The sequence below is a fragment of the Bibersteinia trehalosi USDA-ARS-USMARC-188 genome, from assembly GCF_000521725.1.
Taxonomy (GTDB): Bacteria; Pseudomonadota; Gammaproteobacteria; order Enterobacterales; family Pasteurellaceae; genus Bibersteinia; species Bibersteinia trehalosi.
In genome coordinates, this window is the sequence record NZ_CP006954.1 from 2,050,701 (window position 1) to 2,072,096 (window position 21,396).

Here is a 21,396-nt window from a genome sequence, read left to right on the forward strand (position 1 = left end):
GCAATTTTATTTTTTACACCCCGGGAACCCTAAGGCTTCACGGCTTGCATAATAGGCTTCGGCAACGCCTTTGGTTAAGGCACGAATACGTAAAATGTAGCGTTGGCGTTCAGTTACTGAGATTGCTTTACGAGCATCTAATAAGTTAAAGCTGTGAGCGGCTTTTAAAATGCGTTCGTAAGCTGGCAATGGAAGCGGTTTTTCTAGTTCTAATAACGCTTTGGCTTCTTTTTCGTATTGTTCAAAGCATTGGAACAAGAAATCTACATCGGCGTATTCAAAGTTGTAAGTAGATTGTTCCACTTCGTTTTGATGGAACACGTCGCCATAGGTGGTTTTGCCCAGTGGGCCGTCTGACCAAACTAAATCATATACGCTGTCCACGCCTTGAATATACATCGCTAAACGCTCTAAGCCGTAGGTGATTTCGCCTGTTACTGGTTTACATTCTAAGCCACCCACTTGTTGGAAATAGGTGAATTGGGTCACTTCCATTCCGTTGAGCCATACTTCCCAGCCTAAGCCCCACGCACCTAATGTTGGATTTTCCCAGTTGTCTTCTACGAAGCGAATATCGTTTTGGGTTGGGTCAAAGCCAAGCATTTTGAGGCTGTCTAAATAGAGTTCTTGAATGTTATCTGGGGACGGTTTGATCACCACTTGGAATTGGTAGTAGTGTTGTAAACGGTTTGGGTTTTCACCATAGCGACCGTCTGTCGGGCGGCGGGACGGTTGCACATAGGCAAACGCCATCGGTTCTGGGCCTAATGCACGTAAGCAAGTCATCGGGTGAGAGGTACCAGCCCCCACTTCCATATCAAATGGTTGAACGACTGTTGCCCCTTGTTGTGCCCAGTAATCTTGAAGGGCTAAGATCATTCCCTGAAAGGTTTTTACATTGAATTTTGCTGACATTGTTCTTTCTCTAAATTTATAGTCAAAAATGGCGTTATTATAGCGTGCAAGCGGTTGTAATGGGGGAATTTTTTGCAAAAAGATGAAAAAGGCTCTGCTAAACAGAGCCTTTAAAAAGATTAGAGTTTTGAGAAAAATTTATAGCTTGGTGACACAAGCAGGCTTGCTAAAGCGGCTTTAATCACACCACCTAAAATAAATGGATAAAGCCCCAATTCTAATACTTTACCTTCCGGTACAAAAAATGAAAGCTGTGCTAAACCAAAAGCGAAAGTAATAACGCTGGCAAGTAACGCAACTGCTACGCTTTTCCAGAATGAGCTTAACACGCCTTTATCGCTAAAATAGCCTAACACATATGCCGTTGGAATATAGCCCCACAAGTAACCCCCACTTGGGCCAAATAGAGCTTGAACTCCCGCACCACCGTTAGCAAAGACAGGTAAGCCGATAACTCCTTCAAATAAATACATTAATACAGCAGCCGTGCCTGCCTTACGTCCTAATGCAAAGCCAACCACAGTGAGAGCTAGGGTTTGCCCTGTAATCGGCACAGGATACATCGGCACAGCAATTTGCGCGAAGATAGCAATTAAATTTGCGCCAATTAAAGTTTTCAGCCAAAAAGCCACAACGCGGTTAGCCTCTAACCAGCGTTTTGTTTGAGTAAGTTGTGTAGTAAACATTGTACTTTCTCCTTTGTGAATAAAAAAGAGCGCGTATTATAATAGTATCTAGTTATAGGTTAAATTAGAAATTTTAGGGCAAAATGACACGTGCACTTATTTATGCCGATGAAGGTTGTAGCTCTGTCGGTATAGAATCTTTAATTATCGGGGTTCAACAGCATCTTGGGCTTTATGCTGAAACCGTTAATGCGGAGCAACTCCTACATAGTGGTCTGACCAATGCAGAGCTTTTTATTATCCCCGGAGGGCGTGATTTGCCCTATTGTGCCAAATTAAACGGCAGAGGTAACCAGCTAATTCGAAACTTTGTTGCCCATGGAGGCTATTATGTCGGTATCTGTGCTGGTGCTTATTATGCTTGCTCCGCTTTAGATTTTCGAGGAGATGGCTACCGCATTCAAGGTATGCGCGAATTGGCATTTTTTGATGGCACGGCTGTCGGTAGTTTGCCACAGCTCACGCAAGGGAAATATTATGATGAAAGCCTAAAAAGCAAGGCGATTACCTCATTATCTCTAGTTGGCGGCAAAAAAATCCCTGCTTATTATCATGGGGGCTGCACTTTTTTACCCAATAACACTGCATCATTTGAGCCCATTGCATACTATGCAGATAATAGCCTTGCCGTGCTTACAGGGACGTTTGGCCAAGGAAATTATCTACTTTCAGGGATACATTTTGAACTTCAAGCGCAAACGTATCAAACGCAAATCGTCAATATTTGCCGAGATGAGCAGCAAAAACAGCAAGAACAGCAAATTTGCCACTATTTTGATCAAAAATATGGTGTTCCGATTTGGCAAGCTATCCAAAAAGGATTAAAGTAACACCATGATGATTAGACAGGGAGAAATCTCATGAACATGCCATTCTGCTTACCTGAACACATTACGCCAGAAATCTTTTTGCGAGATTATTGGCAAAAACGACCGCTTGTTATCAAAGGCGGTTTACCACAAATCGTCGGGTTATTTGAGCCCCAAGATATTATTGAACTTGCACAGGAAGAAGAGGTTTCTGCCCGTTTAATTAAAACACTTCAGACAGATGAAGGCGAGAAATGGACATTAAAACGCAGTCCATTGGAAGCCACAGATTTTGAAAATTTGCCTGAGCACTGGTCGGTACTGGTGCAAAACTTAGAACAGTGGTCATCTGAACTTGGTGCATTATGGCAAGCTTTCAGCTTTATTCCACAATGGCAACGCGATGATATTATGGTCTCTTTTGCCCCAAAAGGTGGTTCGGTTGGCAAGCATTATGATGAGTATGATGTCTTTTTAGTGCAAGGCTACGGGCATCGCCGTTGGCAGCTTGGTAAATGGTGTGATCCAAGCACTGAATTTAAACCTAATCAGCCAATCCGCATTTTTGATGATATGGGCGAATTAGTGCTTGATGAAGTGATGGCGCCCGGAGACGTGCTTTATGTGCCATCACGAATGGCTCATTACGGCATTGCCGAAGATGATTGCTTAACTTTCTCCTTTGGTTTACGCTTCCCAAATGCGGCAGACTTGTTGGAAAATATTTGTAAAACAATTGAACACCAAGGCGAGGCAATTAATAATTCACAATTTAATATTCCGTTTCGCCTCTCGCCACATGTGCAACCAAATGCGTGGCTTGATCCAAAAATGGTAGCGAATTTCAAATTGCAGTTGATTAACTTATTACAAACATCGGAGCAATTTGATGAAATTCTCACCCATAGCGTTGCAACCGCAGTAAGTTCTCGTCGCTACGAGCAATTAACTGAAGAAAACGAATACTATCCAGATGAGGTGCAAGAGGTGCTTGAAGCGGGCGGTTGGATACAACAAGATGCGAATGTAAAAATCCTTTATACAGAAAATCCATTACGCGTATATGTAAATGGTGAATGGATTGATGAATTAAGCGACACAGAAGCAGAATTGTTAATCCGCATTGCTAATGGTGATATGATTTCATGGAACAAAATCGCTTCATTTGCCACCAAAATTGGCGGGCAAGACAGCCTAGAATTGTTACTCGATAGCTTATGTGACTGGTTAGACAGTGGCTGGCTGATCCTAGAAGAAGGTGAATAAAAGACAAAGAGCAGTTCATACACGAACTGCTCTTTAATATTATTTGCTGCTATCAAACCAACCACGAATAAGTTGTACTGATAAGAAGAAGGTTAAAGCTAACAGCGCATATAAAATATAGCTAACCCAAGGCCGTGATGGGCTGGCTGCGTCTTCTACTGGCTGAATAGAAACAATATTTCGGAATTCATTTAACCAGTTGATCCGCCAACCATAATATTTGATTTCAACTAATTTCTGCTCATTTGCATAAGCTTGCGCTTTTGCTTGGATATCTGCAGAGCCAAATTTGAAATATGGCGGTAAGCCCCAGCCTGTATCTTCATTGCGATAAACCATCACTTTTTCTTTACTTTCATCTGGGCGCTTTGTGAATAAGAAATAGACATCTCGTACTTCACCATCGGCTGGGTTGGCTTTACTAATTACACCGTCTTTATCCATACGGCGCACTTCCATCCCTGTCACCATCGTTGTTTCATAACTGGGCATTGCGTAATTCACTGCACCAATCAGCACAATATGTAAAGAAAGGGTCACTAAGATCAAAAAGTATTTAACCATTGCTCTCATCATTTTCTCCTTATAAAGTTATCCCACAAGCGGTCGAATTTTAAATAAATTCTGCACATTTTGTGTAGTAATTCGTGCAAATTCTGCCACAGAAACGCCTTTAAGGGTAGCCACATATTCACAGACTTCACGCACATAAGCGGGCTGATTTGGCTTGCCACGATATGGAATAGGCGCAAGATATGGTGAATCAGTCTCAACTAACAGACGCTCAAGTGGCACTTGTCGCACGACTTCACGCAACTCTTCAGCATTGCGGAATGTAATAATGCCTGAAATGGAAATATAAAAACCAATATCCATCGCGCGTTTCGCCATTGCCCAGTCTTCAGTAAAGCAGTGCAACACCCCGCCACATTTTTCTGCATTGCCATGTTCTAAAATCTTCATCGTATCTTCGCGCGCTGAACGCGTATGAATAATCAATGGCTTATTCACTTTGTTGGCTATTTCCACTTGCTGAGCAAAAAGATCTTGCTGTAGCGCTTTGGTTTCCGGCGTGTAATGATAATCTAACCCCGTTTCCCCCACGGCGACTACGCGTGGATCTTGTGTAAATTGCAGTAATTTATCGTACTCAAAGGGTTCATCTGTCACATTGAGTGGGTGAACGCCACAAGAGAGATAGACTTCCGAACGATGAGCAGTGAGCTGCTTCATCGCTTCAAATCGCCCAATTGTGGTACAAATTGAAATCATCTGTTGCACACCTCGAGCTTTGGCATTTTCTATGACCTCATCCACATTTTTATGACGTGTTTCATAATCTAAAGAATCTAAATGACAATGGCTGTCAATAATATGTAAATTGTCCATATTTTCCTTTGTAAAAAATTTATCTAAATCAACCGCTTGTTAGGGCGTGTCGATGTTTTAAATGGAGTAGTGTTGTCGCTTAAATATCGACACGCCCTAAGCTCGCTCTACCCCAAACGCCATCACTTCTTCAATGCGTTTGGCATTTAACGCAATCATAATTAAACGATCAACCCCTAAAGCGACCCCAGAGCAATTCGGAATACCCGCTTTGAGTGCCTGTAAAAAACGGCGATCCAGCTCTTGCGGCGGCAGCCCCATTTTTTCACGGTTAAGATTATCACTTTCAAACCGATGAAGCTGTTCCTTAGCATCGTCCAGTTCATGGAACCCATTCGCCAGCTCTAAGCCTTGATAGTAAAACTCAAAACGCTCAGCCACTCGATGATCTTCAGGGCTAATCTGCGCCAAAGCAGCCTGAGTAGCAGGAAAATGATATACCGCCGTTGGACGTTCTTTGCCAATATTTGGCTCAACAACTTCACTAAAAAGAAATTGCAACAGCGTATCTCGCTCTTCTTCATCCTCACACTGTAGCCCATTTTCTCTGGCTTTCGCCACAAGCTGTTGGCGAGTTGCTGAAAGAGGATCTAAGCCAACATAGGTTTGAAATACAAATTGGTAGCTATAAGATTCTGCCGGCTCGCATTCTAAAATTTGCTGAAGCAAATCATCCACTTCGTTAATTAAGCGGTACATATCAAAATGCGGGCGATACCATTCCAGCATCGTAAATTCAGGGTTATGACGGCTACCCGCCTCCTCATTACGAAAGACACGACACAGCTGAAAAATTGCGCCACTTCCTGCCGCAAGCAAGCGCTTCATATGGTACTCCGGGCTGGTAATCAAATGCAGTTGCTTCGCTTGATTTGCAAAAGGGGCGAGAAACGCCGTACTAAATGTAGAAAGGTGAATATCGGTTACTGAGAATTCGCTCATTGTTGGCGTTTCTACTTCTAAAACACCACGCTCGGTAAAAAATCGCCGAATATCTGCAATGATCGCTGCACGTTTAATTAAATTTTCAATCGTTGCTGAAGGCTGCCATGCTTGCTCTGCTGTTTGCAAATTTTCCATAAAAACATACCGCTTGTAAAAAATGGCTATTATACCTTAAGTCAAAACAATTTGACTGCGGAAAAAAGCTGAGTACCATTGCCGCATTATTTTTTATAAGGATCAGCTGTGCAATTTCTCTCAATCCTGCGCATTGTCGGTATTTTGGTAATGTGCTTTTCGTTTACTATGCTTGTCCCTGCCTTTGTCGCACTAATTTATGGCGATGGCGGAGGGCGCGCATTTGTCGAATCTTTTGTCCTGACATTCTTTATTGGCTCGGTATTGTGGTGGTTTTGTCGTAAAAATCGGCAAGAACTACGTTCCCGCGAGGGTTTTTTAATTGTCGTTCTATTTTGGGTGGTGCTAGGCTCGCTCGGCGCAGTACCATTTATTATTTTGGAACAGCCAAATCTCAATGTTTCAGAGTCTATTTTTGAATCCTTTTCTGGGCTAACAACCACAGGCGCCACGGTTATTACCCAGCTAGATAGCCTACCAAAAGCTATTTTATTTTATCGCCAATTTCTACAATGGCTGGGCGGCATGGGGATCATTGTACTCGCTGTGGCAATTATTCCCCTGCTCGGTATTGGCGGAATGCAGCTATATCGTGCTGAAATGCCAGGGCCACTCAAAGAGCAAAAAATGCGTCCTCGTATTGCCGAAACAGCAAAAGCACTCTGGCTAATTTATCTCTCTCTAACAATTTTATGTGCAGGAGCATTTTGGCTGGCGGGTATGGATGTGTTTGATGCGATTTCACACAGCTTTGCCACAGTGGCAATTGGCGGATTCTCTACTCACGATGCAAGCATTGGCTACTTTAATAGCAATTTAATTAACTATATTACCGTCTTTTTCCTACTGGTTTCTTCCTGCAACTTTGCTCTGCATTTTGCGATTTTCGACCAAATGCGCGAAAAACAGAGCCGGAATAGTAAAACGAAAATTCTCGGTCTCTATTGGAAAGATTACGAATTTCGCTTTTTTATCACTATCCAACTCGCGTTATTTGCTATCTGCTCTGTAGTGTTATTAGCGCATAACTATTTTGAAGGAGATACCGCAACAACGCTCTCACAGGCGATGTTCCAATCGGTGTCAATCTCAACCACTGCCGGCTTTACTACCAATGATTTCAGCAGTTTTCCCTCATTCCTACCGCTGTTACTGGTATTAGCCTCCTTTATTGGCGGTTGTGCCGGCTCAACTGGTGGTGGCTTAAAAATGTTCCGCGTACTATTACTTTATTTACAAGGTAGACGAGAAATCCACCGCTTTATTCACCCTAATGTGATTCAACCGGTAAAATTAGGCAAACATGTTTTATCCGAGCGCATTGTTGAGGGCGTTTGGGCATTTTTCTCTGCCTATTTCTTTGTTTTCGTGGTGTGTTGGATTGCGAGCATTGCTTGCGGAATGGAAACTTTTGATGCACTCAATGCTGTGATCGCAAGCCTTAATAATCTCGGCCCTGCGCTCGGTACAGTAAGTAGCAACTTTACAAAAGTCCCAGATAGCGCCAAATGGGTACTAACTTTTGCAATGGTATGTGGGCGTTTAGAAGTCTTTACACTCCTTGTAATATTAAGCCCAACTTTTTGGCGAGATTAAAAAACGGGTCAAAATAACGCCAGCATTAGTGCTGGCGTTATCTTTCAAAGAGAATTACTTCCACCTATTTGCAGACTTATTTTGGTTCAGCACTCTATTTTGCTTAAATACCAATAACAAAATAGGGCTAAAATAAATTGCATTTAACACCATAAAAGCCTCTGTTATACCGTATTGAATACTTAAATAAACATCTGGTTCAGTTCTAAATTCTTTAGACACATAATATGTCAAAAAATTAATAAAACTACCTATCGCAATTGCCTGTCTCTCTTTATGCGATGACAATTTCTGCCTACTATAACTCCAAGTTAGAATACTACCGGTAATAAACCAGCCAGCCCCTGTCAATATTAGCTCCAAGCCCCAATTTGGCATAATACCCATTATATTAATAATGATATTTAGCCCCCAAATAACAGCAGGTATAAACGACAAAAAACAAATAAGAATAATTCTATTATGCAACACATATTCTCCTGTGAGTTTAAGTGAATAAACAAGCTTATTTTATCCTAAAAAAACAACCATATGTTTATTTCTTTATATGTTAAAAATTGGCTATTAAATTGATTTTTTGTAAAGAATGTAAGCAATGTAAACAAAAGAAAAGTGCATCAGTAATTTATACCTATTAGATTAAAATATTAGTGTGGGGAAATGGTGTGTATTTCCTATTTATTGGTAACGCTTTTTTTGTTACCGGGTCTTTTACAAACCGTAAGGGTTAAATTATGAATAAAGTTTTTAAAGTCGTTTGGAATACGGCAACTCAAACGTGGGTGGCAGTTTCTGAATTGCAAAAAGCCAAAGGCAAATCCAAAACTAGGTCTGTTAATTTATCGACTGTTGCAGTAAGTGCGGCGGTTGCGGGGGCTGTTTTAGGCTCAGGCAATGCATTAGCAGCTGTCTCAATTGGTAACAACTACAATGATTCCGAGTCAGAAAATGCCGTCATTGGTAGTGGTGCATTATCAGCGATTGCTATTGGTTCTGCATCTAGCTCAAGTGGGCGTTCAACCATCGCTATTGGTCAATATGCGAACGCGACCCATATTGATAATTTAATTGACCCAGAAGCAACACAATATCGCACCAACAGTATTGGTGAAGAAAGCTTAAATGGAACTGGTGCAGATATGGCTCTAGTACCATCTATTGCGATTGGTATGGAAGCTTGTGCAACCTCTGCTAACGCAATTGCACTTGGTACACAAACTAAAGCAACCGGTAACCGTGCAACTGCATTTGGTGCGGGTGCAAAAGCAACCGGTAACCGTTCAACCGTTGTAGGTTGGTCTTCTGCAGCCAACGGCACACGCTCATTTGCGCTAGGTTCAGGTGCAAAAGCCAATGCGGATTACTCTGGTGCAATGGGTGATAAATCTGTTGCAAATGGTACTTCTTCTTTAGTATTCGGTCATAATGCGAGCTCAGGTGCATCTGCCACTGACAGTATCGCAATGGGTCACAATGCGACAGTAAATGGTACTGATGCCAAAAATAGTATTGCATTGGGCCATAATGCGACATCAGGACGTCATGGTCAGGTTGTTATCGGTCATAATGCTTCTGCTGCTTCCAATACAAATACTCAAACTATCGTTATTGGTGAAAATGCTAATGCTTTCGGTTCTGCAACATCTGCAGCTGGAGCAGGGCATATCGGTTATAAAAACCCATACCATCCAATGTATAACAGTAGTTTGCCAAATAATCTAGCAACAAGATATGGTACAAAACTCTCTAATACAGGAGAGACTGTTTTAACTTATAGTGGTACACAAGATAGTGTTCTTGGTACTTCAATTATTATTGGTCCTAATGCATCAGCGGGTTCGGGCAATATTGCAATTGGTAGTTTTGCTTACGCAACTTCAGGCACAGCAGCTGATGGTAAAAGCTATGGTTTAGGTGTTGCTCTTGGTCAAAATGCTTACTCATCTACTGGTGGTGTAAGTATGGGGGCATCAGCAGTGGCACAAGGTGCAAACTCTGTCGCTTTAGCTCGTCAATCTGTAGCAAGTGGTGATTCTGCGATTGCAATTGCATCAGCTTCTGCGGCTGTGGGTAAGCAAGCTATTGCGATTGGTCAATCGGCAACAGCTGTAGGTAATCACTCTATTGCACTAGGTGGTTCACAATCTTTTGGTCCTTATGATGGTGCAACCAATACGCGTACTTTTGCTGATGCAGCAGTTGCAATTGGTAATAGCTCACAAGTTTCAGCAACTGGGGTGAACTCTGTTATCATTGGTTCAAATACACAGGCTGATTCTGCTAATAACGTGGTGTTGGGTTCATATGCAAATGAGACCTCTGTAACCAATACAGGCGCGGTTGGTTCACAAAATGGTAACAAAATTGATAACGCAACGGTAAATGGATATACCTACGCAGGGTTTGCTGGCGAAGATAAATTAGTCGGTGTAGTTTCTGTAGGTAATGGTGAGCAAACTCGCCAAATCATTAACGTTGCACCAGGTGAAGTGTCTAGTACTTCTACAGATGCAATCAACGGCTCACAATTATATCTAATTACAACTAATATGGGCTTTAATGTGCACAACAATGCTGATAGCTCTGTTGCGCGTATTAAGAGCGATCACCATGTTCAATTTAAAGATGGTAACGGTACCACTGTAGATGTCACTTCAAAAAATGACGGTGCAAACGTTAGTATTGCTTATAACGTAAATGTAGATGGCTCAACTATCAAAATTAATAACGATGGTAAATTAGAAGCAGTTATTCCTGAAGCTTCTACAATCGAAACCACAACTATTACTACCGATCCAACTACCGGCGCAGTTACTACCCCAACTACTGATGGTGATAAGCTTGTTAATGCCACCACAGTTGCTAATGCAATTAAAAATGCAGGCTTTACCTTAAAACACTCTGTTGTTGATGGGGGTGAAAATTTAGGTGGTGATTCTGAGTTAATCAATGCAGGTGATACGGTTGAAATGATCGCAGGTAAAAACTTATCTGTGAAACAAGGTGAGAACGGTACAATCACTTACGCAACCAAAGAGAATGTGAGCTTTAGCAACGCACAAGTAAACAGCACATTCAGCATTGGGAACAATACCACTGATAACCCGACAGTAAACTTTAATACGACTGCCGGCAGCCCAACCAATGTGACCAACAATGGAAGCACTCCTACTAACCCTACTGCCTTAAACTTAACAGATAGCGAAGGCAAACCAGTACAAATCAAGGGTGTAGAATCTTCATTAACTGTAAACCAATTACCAACTAATGATGGTAACGGTACTACAGGCTCAACAAACTTACTAAACCTCACCAATGCAGATCCAAATTCTGCTGTAACTGTAGGTGATTTACAAAACTATGGTTGGGTGGTTTCAACGCCTGATAACCAATTCACACAAGCGGTGAAAAACGCGAATGAAGTTAAATTCACTGGCTCTGATGGCATTAAAGTCGCAGGTGCAGTAGATAGCACAGGCGTTTACAACATTACTTTTGAAGTGAATGCAGGTGAACTAAAACCAAATGCTAACGGCACTATTTCGACTTTAACTACAAATGGCACTGTAGCAACCGTGGGCGATGTGGCAAACGCAATTAACAACAGCGGCTGGAACACCACATTAAGCAATGGCGATCAGGCTCAGATCAACCCTGGTGACACCTTAAACTATGTTGATGGTAACGGTACGACTGCAACTGTAAAACAAGATCCAAACAATCCTAATGTGTTTAACGTCAGCTTTGATGTTAATAATGCCAACCCAACTACCGTAAATAATAATGGTAGCCTTGCAACACCTGCTGGCAATGAAGGCGCAAACTTTGTCAATGCAACCACGTTAGTTGATGCAATCAACAAAGCAGGCTTTACGTTGAAACATTCAGCGGTAGATGGTGGTGAAGATTTAGAAGGTGATGCAGAACTGATCAACCCAGGTGATGTGATTGAAATGATCGCAGGTAAAAACTTATCTGTGAAACAAGGTGCGAATGGCACAATCACTTACGCAACCAAAGAGAATGTGAGCTTTGACAATGTGCAAGTAAACAGCACATTAACCGTAGGTAACAATACAGCAGATAACCCAAGTGTTACCTTCAATACTGAAGCAGGTAGCCCTACCAATGTCACTAATAATGGTGGTGATACAACAAATCCTACTGCCTTAAACTTAACGGATAGCGAAGGTAAACCGGTACAAATCAAGGGGGTAGAATCTTCATTAACTTTACAACAAGTGCCAACAGCGGATAAAGATGGTTCGAATGCAAGCAATGTAAACTTAATTGATCTTGCTAATGCAACTGATCCAAATTCTGCAATCACAGTAGGTGATTTACAAAACTATGGTTGGGTAGTTTCAACACCGGATAATGCATTTAAACAAGCCGTTAAAAATGCAAATCAAGTGAACTTTGTTGGTTCTGAAGGTGTAAATGTTGAAGGTTCTGCTTCTGAAGAAGGCGTATATAACGTTACATTTGGCGTTAAAGCCGGTGAGTTTACTTCTAATCCAAACGGCACTGTTTCAGCGCAAACAAATAACGGCACTGTAGCAACTGTGGGTGATGTGGCAAACGCAATTAACAACAGCGGCTGGAACACCACATTAAGCGATGGCTCTTCAGCACAAATCAACCCAGGTGATACCTTAAACTATGTTGATGGTAACGGTACAACTGCGGTAGTAAAACAAGATCCAAGCAATCCAAACGTGTTTAACGTTAGCTTTGATGTTAATAATGCCAACCCAACAACTGTAGATAACTCAGGTAAACTCAACACGCCTGATGCAGAAGAAGGTAAAAACTTTGTCAATGCAACCACGTTAGTTGATGCAATCAACAAAGCCGGCTTTACGTTGAAACACTCTGCAACATCAGAGGGTAAAGATGAAGGCGGTGCGGAAGAGTTAATCAACCCAGGTGATGTGATTGAAATGATCGCAGGTAAAAACTTATCTGTGAAACAAGGTGCGAACGGCACAATCACTTATGCAACCAAAGATGATGTGGTATTTGAGAATACCGTTGTAAACAGCACATTAACCGTGGGCAACAATGCAAATGGTAATCCAAGCGTAAACTTTAATACCGAAGAAGGAACAGCAACGAATGTAACTAGCAACGGTACAGAAAACTTAACACCAGCAGCATTGAATTTAACCGATGTTAATGGTGAACCTGTACAGTTGAAAGGTATTGAGTCTTCATTAACCTTACAACAAATCCCAACAGCAGATAAAGATGGCAGCAACCCAAGCAACGTCAATTTAATCAACCTGACGAATGCTAACCCGAATGCGGCTGTCACTGTTGCAGATTTACAAAACTATGGCTGGGTAGTAGCAACACCGGATAACCAATTCCAACAAGCGGTACGCAATGCAAACCACGTTAATTTCGTGGCAGGCACAGGCGTAAGCGTTGAAGGTGCGGTAAGCAGCGATGGCGTATATAACATCACCATTGCAACTAACGTATCTGATATTACCGGCAGCGTTACACCGAACAACAACGGTACTGTCACCGCGAATAACAGCACAGGCAATGTAGCAACTGTGGGTGATGTGGCAAACGCAATTAACAATAGCGGCTGGAACACCACATTAAGCGATGGCTCTTCAGCGCAAATCAACCCAGGTGATACCTTAAACTATGTTGATGGTAATGGTACGACTGCGGTGGTAAAACAAGATCCAAGCAATCCAAACGTATTTAACGTCAGCTTTGATGTTAATAATGCGAACCTAACTACTGCAGATGATTCAGGCAAACTCAACACGCCAGATGCAGAAGAAGGTAAAAACTTTGTGAATGCAACCACATTAGTGGATGCCGTAAACAAAGCAGCTTGGAATGTTGCCTCTAAAGCGGTAGATGGAACAAATGGTGAAAATGAATACTCTGTGGATGCGAACTCAAGCATTCATGCTGGGGATACTGTAAATATTGATGCAGGTAAAAATATCAAGATTACCGGTCAAGGCGATACTATTGAAATTCATACTACAGATGACGTGGTATTTAACACAGCCCAAGTAAACAGCACTTTAACTGTGGGTAATAATACTGCAAGCAACCCAACGGTGAACTTCAATACCGAAGCTGGCTCAGATACTAACGTGAGCAATGGCGGCGGTGATGTATTTAAACCAACTGCATTGAATTTATCAGATGCAACAGGCAAACCAGTACAAATTAATGGTGTAGAGTCTTCATTGACCTTACAACAAATTCCAACTGCTGATAAAGATGGTACAAACCCAAGCTCAGCGAATCTGATTAACCTTACTGGTGCAAATCCAAATGCAGTAGCAACAGTGGGTGATTTACAAAACTTTGGTTGGGTCGTATCAACCCCTGATAACCAGTTTACCCAAGCCGTACGTAATGCAAATCATGTTAACTTTGTCGCAGGTAACGGCGTAGTGGTTGAAGGTGCAGTTGCAAGTGAAGGTGTTTACAATGTGACCATTGCGGCACAAGTGGCGAATGTCACAGACAGCAATACCACCTCTATTACTAACGACAATGGCACTATCAGTGTAGATGTGAAAACCGGTGATATCGTTGCTAATAACAATGGTTCAGTTGCAGGGCCTCGTACTGCAGCGCAAGAAGCATTAACTGCTGCACAAGAAGCATTAAACAACTTACCGGATACCGCAACGGAAGAAGAAAAAACCGCAGCGCAGGCAGCCGTTGAGGCAGCACAAGCAAATGTGGACAATGCAGGTAATGTGGTTGCAACAGCACAGAATGTGGCTGAAATGATTAATGCATCGGGCTTTACTCTGAAACACTCTGCAACCTCAGAGGGTAAAGATGAAGGCGGCGAGGAAGAGTTAATCAACCCAGGTGATGTAATTGAAATGATTGCAGGTAAAAACTTATCTGTAAAACAAGGTGCGAACGGCACAATCACTTACGCAACCCAAGATGATGTGGTATTTAACTCAACTCAAGTAAATAGCACTTTAACTGTGGGCAATAATACTGCGGCAAATCCAAGTGTGAACTTCAACACTGAAGCAGGCACAGAAACCAATGTGAGCAATGGTGGGGCTGAAACCTTAACACCTACTGCATTGAATTTAACCGATGCTAACGGTAAACCAGTGCAAATTAAAGGGGTAGAATCTACCTTAACATTAACACCGGTTACAACGACAGATGCAAATGGTACAAACCCAGCAACCGCGAATCTTATCGATCTCGCGAATGCAACTGAGCCAAATTCAGCGGTAACAGTTGCCGACTTACAAAACTACGGTTGGTTAGTTTCTACACCTGATAACAACTTCACTCAGGCTGTAAGAAATGCAAACCAAGTGAATTTTGTCGGCACAGAAGGTGCTTCAGTAGAAGGTTCAGTGAGTGCAGATGGCGTATATAACGTGACTGTAGGTGTGAAATATGACAACAGCACCATTAAATTAAATGACAACGGTGAGCTGGTTGCCGTATTACCAGAAACCTTGGTCAATGGTACTCGCGTTGGCGGCGATGTTAACTTTGTTGATAGCCCAACCACCACAATGCAAGTAGATGGCAGCAACATTTCTGTTAATGTTAATACTGGTGATGTGACAGCAAATCAAAATGGCTCTGTATCTGGCCCAGTTGCTGCTGCACAAAGCGCATTAACTGCTGCACAAGAAGCGTTAAATAGCTTACCAGATACTGCAACAGAAGCAGAAAAAGCGGCTGCACAAGCTGCTGTGGATGCGGCTCAAGCAAATGTGGATAACGCAGGTAACTTAATTGCAACAGCACAAAATGTCGCAGATGCAATTAACGCCTCAGGTTGGAAAGTGACCTCTGGCAAAACTGGTTCTGGTAAGGCTAATGGCACAACCGAAGAGCTTATCAACCCTGCTGAAACCGTGAAATTTATCGCAGGTGACAATATGGTATTGACTCAAGATGGTAATAACTTTACCTATTCTGTCAGCCATAACCCTGTCTTTAATGGCACAGTAACTGCGAAAGAAGGTATCACTATTGGTGAAGGTGACAATGCAGTAAATATGACACCAACCACAACAGTTACAACAAACGGCACTACACCTGCAACGCCTGCTATTGATATGAACGGCGCGCAATTAACCAATTTAAGCCATAACTTACCAACTGAAGGCGTCACCGCAGGCGATATCTCGCCAGTTGTGAACCAAAATAACGCAGCGACAGTACAGGATGTACTCAATGCAGGTTGGAATTTACAAGAAAATGGCAATGCGAAAGACTTTGTTCGCCCTTACGACACAGTAAACTTCGCAAATGGTTCAGGCACTACCGTGAAAATTGATTCAGACGGTAAAGTAAGCACCGTGAAAGTGAATGTGAACACTGAAAACAGTGATACTATCAACTTAGCTGTTAATCCTGCCACTGGCAATATTGCTGCAACCGCGGTTACAGCACCACTAGATATGAACAGTAACGGCACTGTTGTTGTTCCAGCAAACCAAAACGCACTAGTGAGTGCAGCGGATGTTGCGAAAGCTATCAATGGCTCAGGCTTTGACCTAGATATCGATGCAGCACCAAACACTAACGGTAAAGTTGTAGCGAACGATGAAAAAGCGGCTCGCGTAAACCCTGGTGCGAAAGTTGCAATCAATGCAGGTCGTAACATTGAAATCAGCCGTTCAGGCAATGAGATCACCGTTGCAACCACTGAAAATCCAGTGTTTGATAGCGTAACAGCGAACAGCGTGAAATTAGGAGATACAGGTCCACAAATTAGTGCTGCAGGCGACACAGTTAAAGTAGCTAAAGCAGATGGTTCCGCGGCACGTATCACTAACGTAGCACCTGGCGTTGATCCAACCGATGCTGTAAATGTATCGCAATTGAATCAAGTAAAAGGTGATTTACGTAAACAAGATAAACGCCGTAAAGCAGGGCATGCTTCATCTGCTGCATCTGCAAGCTTGATGCAAGCATATCGTGAAGGACAATCTGTAGTTACTGCTGGTGTTGGTCAATACCAAGGTCAGAGCGGTCTTGCAGTAGGCTATTCTCGTATTTCTGATAACGGCAAAGTTGGTGTGAAATTACACCTCGGAGCAAATACTCAGAAAGAACTGAGCGCTGGTGCTTCTGTGGGTTACTTCTGGTAATACCTCCCTTTAAGTAGAAATCCTGAATTCTCTACTTAAGATAAATAAAAGGTTGCTAAGTATCTTTATACCTAGCAACCTTTTTTCATTTACAGCGTATAAAAAATATCAGGTTCAAATAGATTTATCTTGGTAAACTCTCATTAAGTAAAGATCAGATAAGTAAAAAGGCCTGATTGCAGAATAGCCATTAACCGAGTAAACTTCTCTCAACAAGGCATAATAAGGAATTTTATGAAAAACAACGTTTCCCCAATGCAAATCGCTGGTGTTTTTTGTGGCATCACTCTTGCCATAATTGCTTACTTCATCTTCTCCACACCAAGTAACGAATTTGTAGAACAATTGGCATATATCGGTGCATTTTTTGGTGGTGGTGCAACGTACGGCATCTTAATCCTTGCAGCACTCCCTCCACTCGTTGGCTTCTCCTGTGCACTAGTTTGGAAGTGGTTCACAAAATAGGTATTTTTCAATAACATAAGCGGCCTATACTCAGGTAGCACAAGTACACGCTTATATCAAATATGGAAAACACGCCTAAGAAAACTAACGCCTGCGATGGGCATGTTGATGAGCTTTATAATAACACCTTAAATGAAAAGCCTTACAAGCTAATCATAAGTTTTGCAAACAATATCTTTTTCTTCACAAAACATTGAATGGTGATTTTCTTGGCATTTTTTCTGTACACTGAGTTTCGCAATCCCTCTATTTGTATGCTCACTACGATATTCCCTAGTGAATGGTTTTAGGGTACAAACATGAACAGAACCAACATGGCTCTGCGCTGAGGTATCCACAAAAATAGGAATAGGTACACCAACTTGCCCTGTAGTACCAACAGGCACAATACAACCCGTTAATAATAAACAAAAACCAAATAATAAAGCACGCATATTGTCTCCTTTATAAAAATGAAATCACTACAAGGAGGACAATTTTTAGGGATAGAAGTTTAATTAGAGGCAATAAAACTACATAGCCATATCAATCTCTAAAATTGAAAATAGCCTGTTATAATTTCTTGCACTGCTATATTTCCACTCCCAAGGCTCACAAACAAAACCACTGGCTACGGGATTTTGGTGAATATAATTTAACTTTTCATCAAAGAATTTCTGAGAATAGATTTCGATAGGTTGATTGTGATGTTGCCAAAATTGATAAGTTTCTATATTTGCTCGCTTTTGCCCAGCCCGTTTAAACATCCAAAGTAGCCATTCTCTCCGGCTTTCTTGTTGATTTTCACGAATTAATTTTAACAACAAATTCGCAGTAAACTTCTTAAAGTCCCGCAATAATTCGGTTGGATTATTCTCCTTTGCTTGGAATAATAAGTGAATATGGCTAGGCATAATACAGTAACCATAAATCAACATACCTTTATTTTTTCGACAAAAGTCTAAAGATTCAATAACCGCTTGAAAATAAATTTCTCGAATAAAAACATCAACCCAATAAACCGTTGCAAAACTCACAAAATAGGCACCATTTGGATTATTCATTTTGTATTTTCTGCTCATTGCTCTCTCCCAACAAAAAACCATCAGCAAAATGTAAATTAAATTACCAAATAAACAAGCCAGAGATTCGCACTTTTCGATGAAGATCACAAAAATACTTTCACAAACAATACAGATAGCGCTCGTCTCTGACGAGTGCTGTGATTTAAAGTAGAAAATAGATTTGGAAGAATAGAGAAGAATAGGCACTCGTCAGAGACGAGCGCCATCGGGGGAGTTATACGAGCATCATATGAACAGCAAGGAAAATCACCTAAGAAATTTGGTTTTACTCAAGCCCAAGGACTATATGATATAGGTTTCCCATATGTGGCGATTTGTCATTTTATTGTGTCAGATATGAGTCCTTCACATACTTGGAAAAAAATGCTACTTGGCACTGTAGGAGACAATGATACTCTTCATTCACTTAGAGAATGTTTTATTGATCGATTACCGCTCTCATTGATAGAAAGAGCACAAGGTAGATTACTCAATAATAGAAAGAACCCTCATATCGGTATATGTAGTTGCTATATGGATTCCGATTATAATTCCAATAATGCACTTTTTATCCCAGAGGGTTCTGTTTGTACGAAAAACACGAGTAATTTAGAATTTGTAGCTTATATCGAAGAATATTATAGAAAGAATTGGAGAAGGTTTTTAAATATACTTAAAAATAAATCTGAAGAATAAAAATATCGCTCCAATATACCATGTAAAACTCAAAAAATAGGCACTGCTTTTTTCGTGGAATTTATATTTTCGGCTCATTATCCCTCCCAATTAAATGGGGTAAGAATAAACAGATCATATAATATCACCATCACACAATACCATTTTTACGACCGAGATCGTAAAAATAATCCTGTCTTTGCAAATTTTCACAAAAATCTGACCGCTTGTTATTTGTGGAAACAATGATTTACAACAAATGATAGGCAAGGATAACGAGGACACAAGCGTCTCGCTTGAGCCAAAAGATAAAACCAAAATATCCTGAATTAAGTTGGATATTTTGGCTTTTAGATATGTTAGATAAGCATTAAATTAGGAACTAAAAGACACAAGCGTAAACGCTTGCGCCATCGGGAGTATTATATACTTAATAATTCATCTATATTTTCTTGACGAGTTCTATTTCTATTATCTATATAATCCTTTATTCTATGCAACATGTCTTTTTTATCAGTTACCACTTTATTATATAGTGTATTAATTAGCTTATAATACTCTATGTAATCCAATTTTGATTTTATTTCTTGAAAACTCAATCTTTTAATTTTATATTTTTCAGAAAAACCACTTTCTATAAACTCATCAATGCTTGCAAGATTATCAATTTTAATATCATTTTCATTAAAGAATATATTATTGATATCATTAATGCTAAATTGAATATGTGTATAAAACATTCGCCATAAGTCATTATTGAATGATATATAATTATAGGAGTCTATGGTATTTTCTGGCATTAAAATTATAGAGGTTTCTGTTTTATCTTGCTTAACGATAAGTAGAGCATTCAAAATGCTTATAATTTTTATCTCTTTTTCTTTATCTGTACAATTTTTATTTATTTCTGATAGTAAAAGTTCTATTTTAGGCTTTAACCAAAACTCTTCGATAAAATCAGGATTCATTTCATATAATATATGACAAATACTACTCTTATTTATCAAAACAATTTTGTCAATTAAACCATATATTTTATTTGAATAAGGAGATTCCTTTATATATAAAGCAGAAAAATATTCCTGAAATGATAGGTGAGAGAATGTTATATTTATCCCATCTCTATGCAGTAAACATAAGTTGCTCATAAGATCATTTAGAACATCATGAGGTTTTATCTCTTCTTTACCAAAACGCTTTAGTGATGATCTTAAGATTTCAATGGCTTTTTCCTCACTAAAAACAATCTCCTTTTCTAGGTGTGTATGAATACAGAAATAAGAGAAAACTCTCTTGAATTCATGTATATCCATCCCTGTTCTAGATTTCCTAATATATAAATCCTTTAGTGAATCATGTTTCAGAAATAATGTTTGGAAAGCTTGCTCATAGAATAAATAGATTTTATTAGGAAACTCTGCAAACTCTTGAAAAGTCATTAACATCATAGTTAATAATAAAGGATTACCTACAAAACTTTTATGGCTTTCATAAAGTTCATTATCTATCTTATTAATGAATTGTCTTTTTGTTTTTTCATCATATCTTAGTTTTTTTATTAACTCTATTGATTGCTTTTTGCCCAACTCATTTATATTTATTTCACAGAAATTTGTCCATGATTTTAGACTTTCATCTGGCCTACTTGAAATTAACACATTAAGCTTTGGATATTTTTTAGTTAACTCAAGTATTTGAATAGCATATTCATTCTTTATATCAAAATCAACTTCATCAAGACCATCCAATATTAATAAAATATTTCCACTTCTTATTAATGTTTCCAAAGTATTTGTATTTATTTTATTTTTAATATCGGAAAGTTCCCAACAAATATACTCCAGTAGTGAAAAAGAGGAGTGATTTCTTAAATCCCTCATTTCTATAAATATGGGGTAAATACTTTCTGCTTTATTTACCATTTCAAGAAAGATACTTTTACATAGTAGTGATTTACCAAGCCCAGCATTTCCAGAGAGAATAACTCTTCTCTTATGTAGAATAAAGCTGGACAGATCTTTATCCTCAATAGTATGAGTAATACCGTTATTATCAATAAAGCTAACAGAATTTCTTACATAACACTCAGACAGTCTGACAGGTTCATTTCGATATAACAAGGTTTTGATTAACGATAGTTGAATATAACGATTATCTAGATATGTAGAAAATACATCTTTTAATTTTGATGCTCTTTTAAAAAATGATATTGATTCAATTGTTTTTATTATTACTTTAGCTCTTATATCATCAGGAATTAGTTTATTGATATTATCGATTAATGTTATTTCATCCATCTTAGTTTACCTAAATTACTAAAAGTATATTCAATGTTAGA

15 protein-coding genes are annotated in these 21,396 nt (G+C 40.0%); 6 read left to right on the forward strand and 9 right to left on the reverse strand.

Annotated elements, in window-relative coordinates; genetic code table 11:
* Positions 1-6: 6 nt before the first annotated feature.
* The gene (glyQ, locus tag F542_RS09300; protein ID WP_025267392.1) at positions 7-915 is read right to left on the reverse strand and encodes a glycine--tRNA ligase subunit alpha; all 909 of its coding nucleotides are present in this window, start codon (positions 913-915) and stop codon (positions 7-9) included.
* A 119-nt stretch (positions 916-1,034) separates the two neighbouring features.
* Positions 1,035-1,601 carry a biotin transporter BioY gene (locus F542_RS09305; RefSeq protein WP_025267393.1) on the reverse strand — a complete coding sequence of 189 codons (567 nt, stop codon included), beginning with the start codon at positions 1,599-1,601 and terminating at the stop codon, positions 1,035-1,037.
* Positions 1,602-1,684: 83 nt separating this feature from the next.
* On the opposite strand from F542_RS09305, the gene F542_RS09310 reads away from it, so the two are divergent.
* Together F542_RS09310 and F542_RS09315 are read left to right on the forward strand one after the other, a co-directional pair.
* A complete protein-coding gene (locus F542_RS09310; RefSeq protein ID WP_015431750.1) occupies positions 1,685-2,431 on the forward strand; it encodes a BPL-N domain-containing protein in 747 nt (248 codons plus the stop codon).
* Between the two features lie 30 nt (positions 2,432-2,461).
* A complete protein-coding gene (locus tag F542_RS09315) occupies positions 2,462-3,676 on the forward strand; it encodes a ribosomal protein uL16 3-hydroxylase (protein ID WP_025267394.1) in 1,215 nt (404 codons plus the stop codon).
* A 39-nt stretch (positions 3,677-3,715) separates the two neighbouring features.
* On the opposite strand, the gene F542_RS09320 is transcribed toward F542_RS09315, so the two are convergent.
* From F542_RS09320 to epmA, 3 genes are all read right to left on the reverse strand, one after another.
* Positions 3,716-4,249: a DUF1523 family protein gene (locus F542_RS09320; protein ID WP_025267395.1), complete on the reverse strand. Its 534-nt coding sequence runs from the start codon at positions 4,247-4,249 to the stop codon at positions 3,716-3,718.
* A gap of 18 nt (positions 4,250-4,267) precedes the next feature.
* Positions 4,268-5,065, reverse strand: coding sequence for a TatD family hydrolase (locus F542_RS09325; protein ID WP_025267396.1), 798 nt, complete (start codon positions 5,063-5,065; stop codon positions 4,268-4,270).
* 96 nt (positions 5,066-5,161) lie between these two features.
* Positions 5,162-6,145: an elongation factor P--(R)-beta-lysine ligase gene (gene epmA / locus F542_RS09330; protein ID WP_015431746.1), complete on the reverse strand. Its 984-nt coding sequence runs from the start codon at positions 6,143-6,145 to the stop codon at positions 5,162-5,164.
* A 108-nt stretch (positions 6,146-6,253) separates the two neighbouring features.
* Between epmA and F542_RS09335 the strand changes: the two genes are divergently transcribed.
* Positions 6,254-7,741: a TrkH family potassium uptake protein gene (locus F542_RS09335; RefSeq protein ID WP_025267397.1), complete on the forward strand. Its 1,488-nt coding sequence runs from the start codon at positions 6,254-6,256 to the stop codon at positions 7,739-7,741.
* Positions 7,742-7,795: 54 nt separating this feature from the next.
* On the opposite strand, the gene F542_RS09340 is transcribed toward F542_RS09335, so the two are convergent.
* Positions 7,796-8,212 carry a hypothetical protein gene (locus F542_RS09340; protein WP_025267398.1) on the reverse strand — a complete coding sequence of 139 codons (417 nt, stop codon included), beginning with the start codon at positions 8,210-8,212 and terminating at the stop codon, positions 7,796-7,798.
* A gap of 263 nt (positions 8,213-8,475) precedes the next feature.
* Here F542_RS09340 and F542_RS09345 point away from each other — a divergent pair, with 263 nt between their 5' ends.
* Positions 8,476-16,875, forward strand: coding sequence for an ESPR-type extended signal peptide-containing protein (locus F542_RS09345; RefSeq protein ID WP_025267399.1), 8,400 nt, complete (start codon positions 8,476-8,478; stop codon positions 16,873-16,875).
* Positions 16,876-17,109: 234 nt separating this feature from the next.
* Positions 17,110-17,340 (forward strand): hypothetical protein, encoded by a 231-nt coding sequence (locus F542_RS09350; protein WP_015431742.1) that lies wholly within the window; start codon positions 17,110-17,112, stop codon positions 17,338-17,340.
* A 149-nt stretch (positions 17,341-17,489) separates the two neighbouring features.
* On the opposite strand, the gene F542_RS09355 is transcribed toward F542_RS09350, so the two are convergent.
* Together F542_RS09355 and F542_RS09360 are read right to left on the reverse strand one after the other, a co-directional pair.
* A complete protein-coding gene (locus F542_RS09355) occupies positions 17,490-17,774 on the reverse strand; it encodes a hypothetical protein (RefSeq protein WP_015431741.1) in 285 nt (94 codons plus the stop codon).
* A gap of 78 nt (positions 17,775-17,852) precedes the next feature.
* A complete protein-coding gene (locus F542_RS09360; RefSeq protein ID WP_025267400.1) occupies positions 17,853-18,401 on the reverse strand; it encodes an REP-associated tyrosine transposase in 549 nt (182 codons plus the stop codon).
* 366 nt (positions 18,402-18,767) lie between these two features.
* Here F542_RS09360 and F542_RS09365 point away from each other — a divergent pair, with 366 nt between their 5' ends.
* Positions 18,768-19,079, forward strand: a complete 312-nt coding sequence (locus F542_RS09365) for a hypothetical protein (protein ID WP_025267401.1) — start codon at positions 18,768-18,770, stop codon at positions 19,077-19,079.
* Between the two features lie 401 nt (positions 19,080-19,480).
* Here the strand turns inward: F542_RS09365 and F542_RS09370 are convergent, their stop codons facing one another.
* Positions 19,481-21,355 (reverse strand): NACHT domain-containing protein, encoded by a 1,875-nt coding sequence (locus F542_RS09370; protein WP_015431739.1) that lies wholly within the window; start codon positions 21,353-21,355, stop codon positions 19,481-19,483.
* Positions 21,356-21,396 lie beyond the last annotated feature (41 nt).

What these genes read in the sequence shown, in the direction of transcription:
- F542_RS09345 (WP_025267399.1), top strand. Translation starts at nt 8,476, where the DNA reads ATGAATAAAGTTTTTAAAGTCGTTTGGAATACGGCAACTCAAACGTGG.
- F542_RS09325 (WP_025267396.1), bottom strand. Translation starts at nt 5,065, where the DNA reads ATGGACAATTTACATATTATTGACAGCCATTGTCATTTAGATTCTTTA.
- epmA (WP_015431746.1), bottom strand. Translation starts at nt 6,145, where the DNA reads ATGGAAAATTTGCAAACAGCAGAGCAAGCATGGCAGCCTTCAGCAACG.
- F542_RS09350 (WP_015431742.1), top strand. Translation starts at nt 17,110, where the DNA reads ATGAAAAACAACGTTTCCCCAATGCAAATCGCTGGTGTTTTTTGTGGC.
- F542_RS09305 (WP_025267393.1), bottom strand. Translation starts at nt 1,601, where the DNA reads ATGTTTACTACACAACTTACTCAAACAAAACGCTGGTTAGAGGCTAAC.
- F542_RS09320 (WP_025267395.1), bottom strand. Translation starts at nt 4,249, where the DNA reads ATGAGAGCAATGGTTAAATACTTTTTGATCTTAGTGACCCTTTCTTTA.
- F542_RS09360 (WP_025267400.1), bottom strand. Translation starts at nt 18,401, where the DNA reads ATGAGCAGAAAATACAAAATGAATAATCCAAATGGTGCCTATTTTGTG.
- F542_RS09315 (WP_025267394.1), top strand. Translation starts at nt 2,462, where the DNA reads ATGAACATGCCATTCTGCTTACCTGAACACATTACGCCAGAAATCTTT.
- F542_RS09370 (WP_015431739.1), bottom strand. Translation starts at nt 21,355, where the DNA reads ATGGATGAAATAACATTAATCGATAATATCAATAAACTAATTCCTGAT.
- F542_RS09355 (WP_015431741.1), bottom strand. Translation starts at nt 17,774, where the DNA reads ATGCGTGCTTTATTATTTGGTTTTTGTTTATTATTAACGGGTTGTATT.
- F542_RS09365 (WP_025267401.1), top strand. Translation starts at nt 18,768, where the DNA reads ATGCTACTTGGCACTGTAGGAGACAATGATACTCTTCATTCACTTAGA.
- glyQ (WP_025267392.1), bottom strand. Translation starts at nt 915, where the DNA reads ATGTCAGCAAAATTCAATGTAAAAACCTTTCAGGGAATGATCTTAGCC.
- F542_RS09310 (WP_015431750.1), top strand. Translation starts at nt 1,685, where the DNA reads ATGACACGTGCACTTATTTATGCCGATGAAGGTTGTAGCTCTGTCGGT.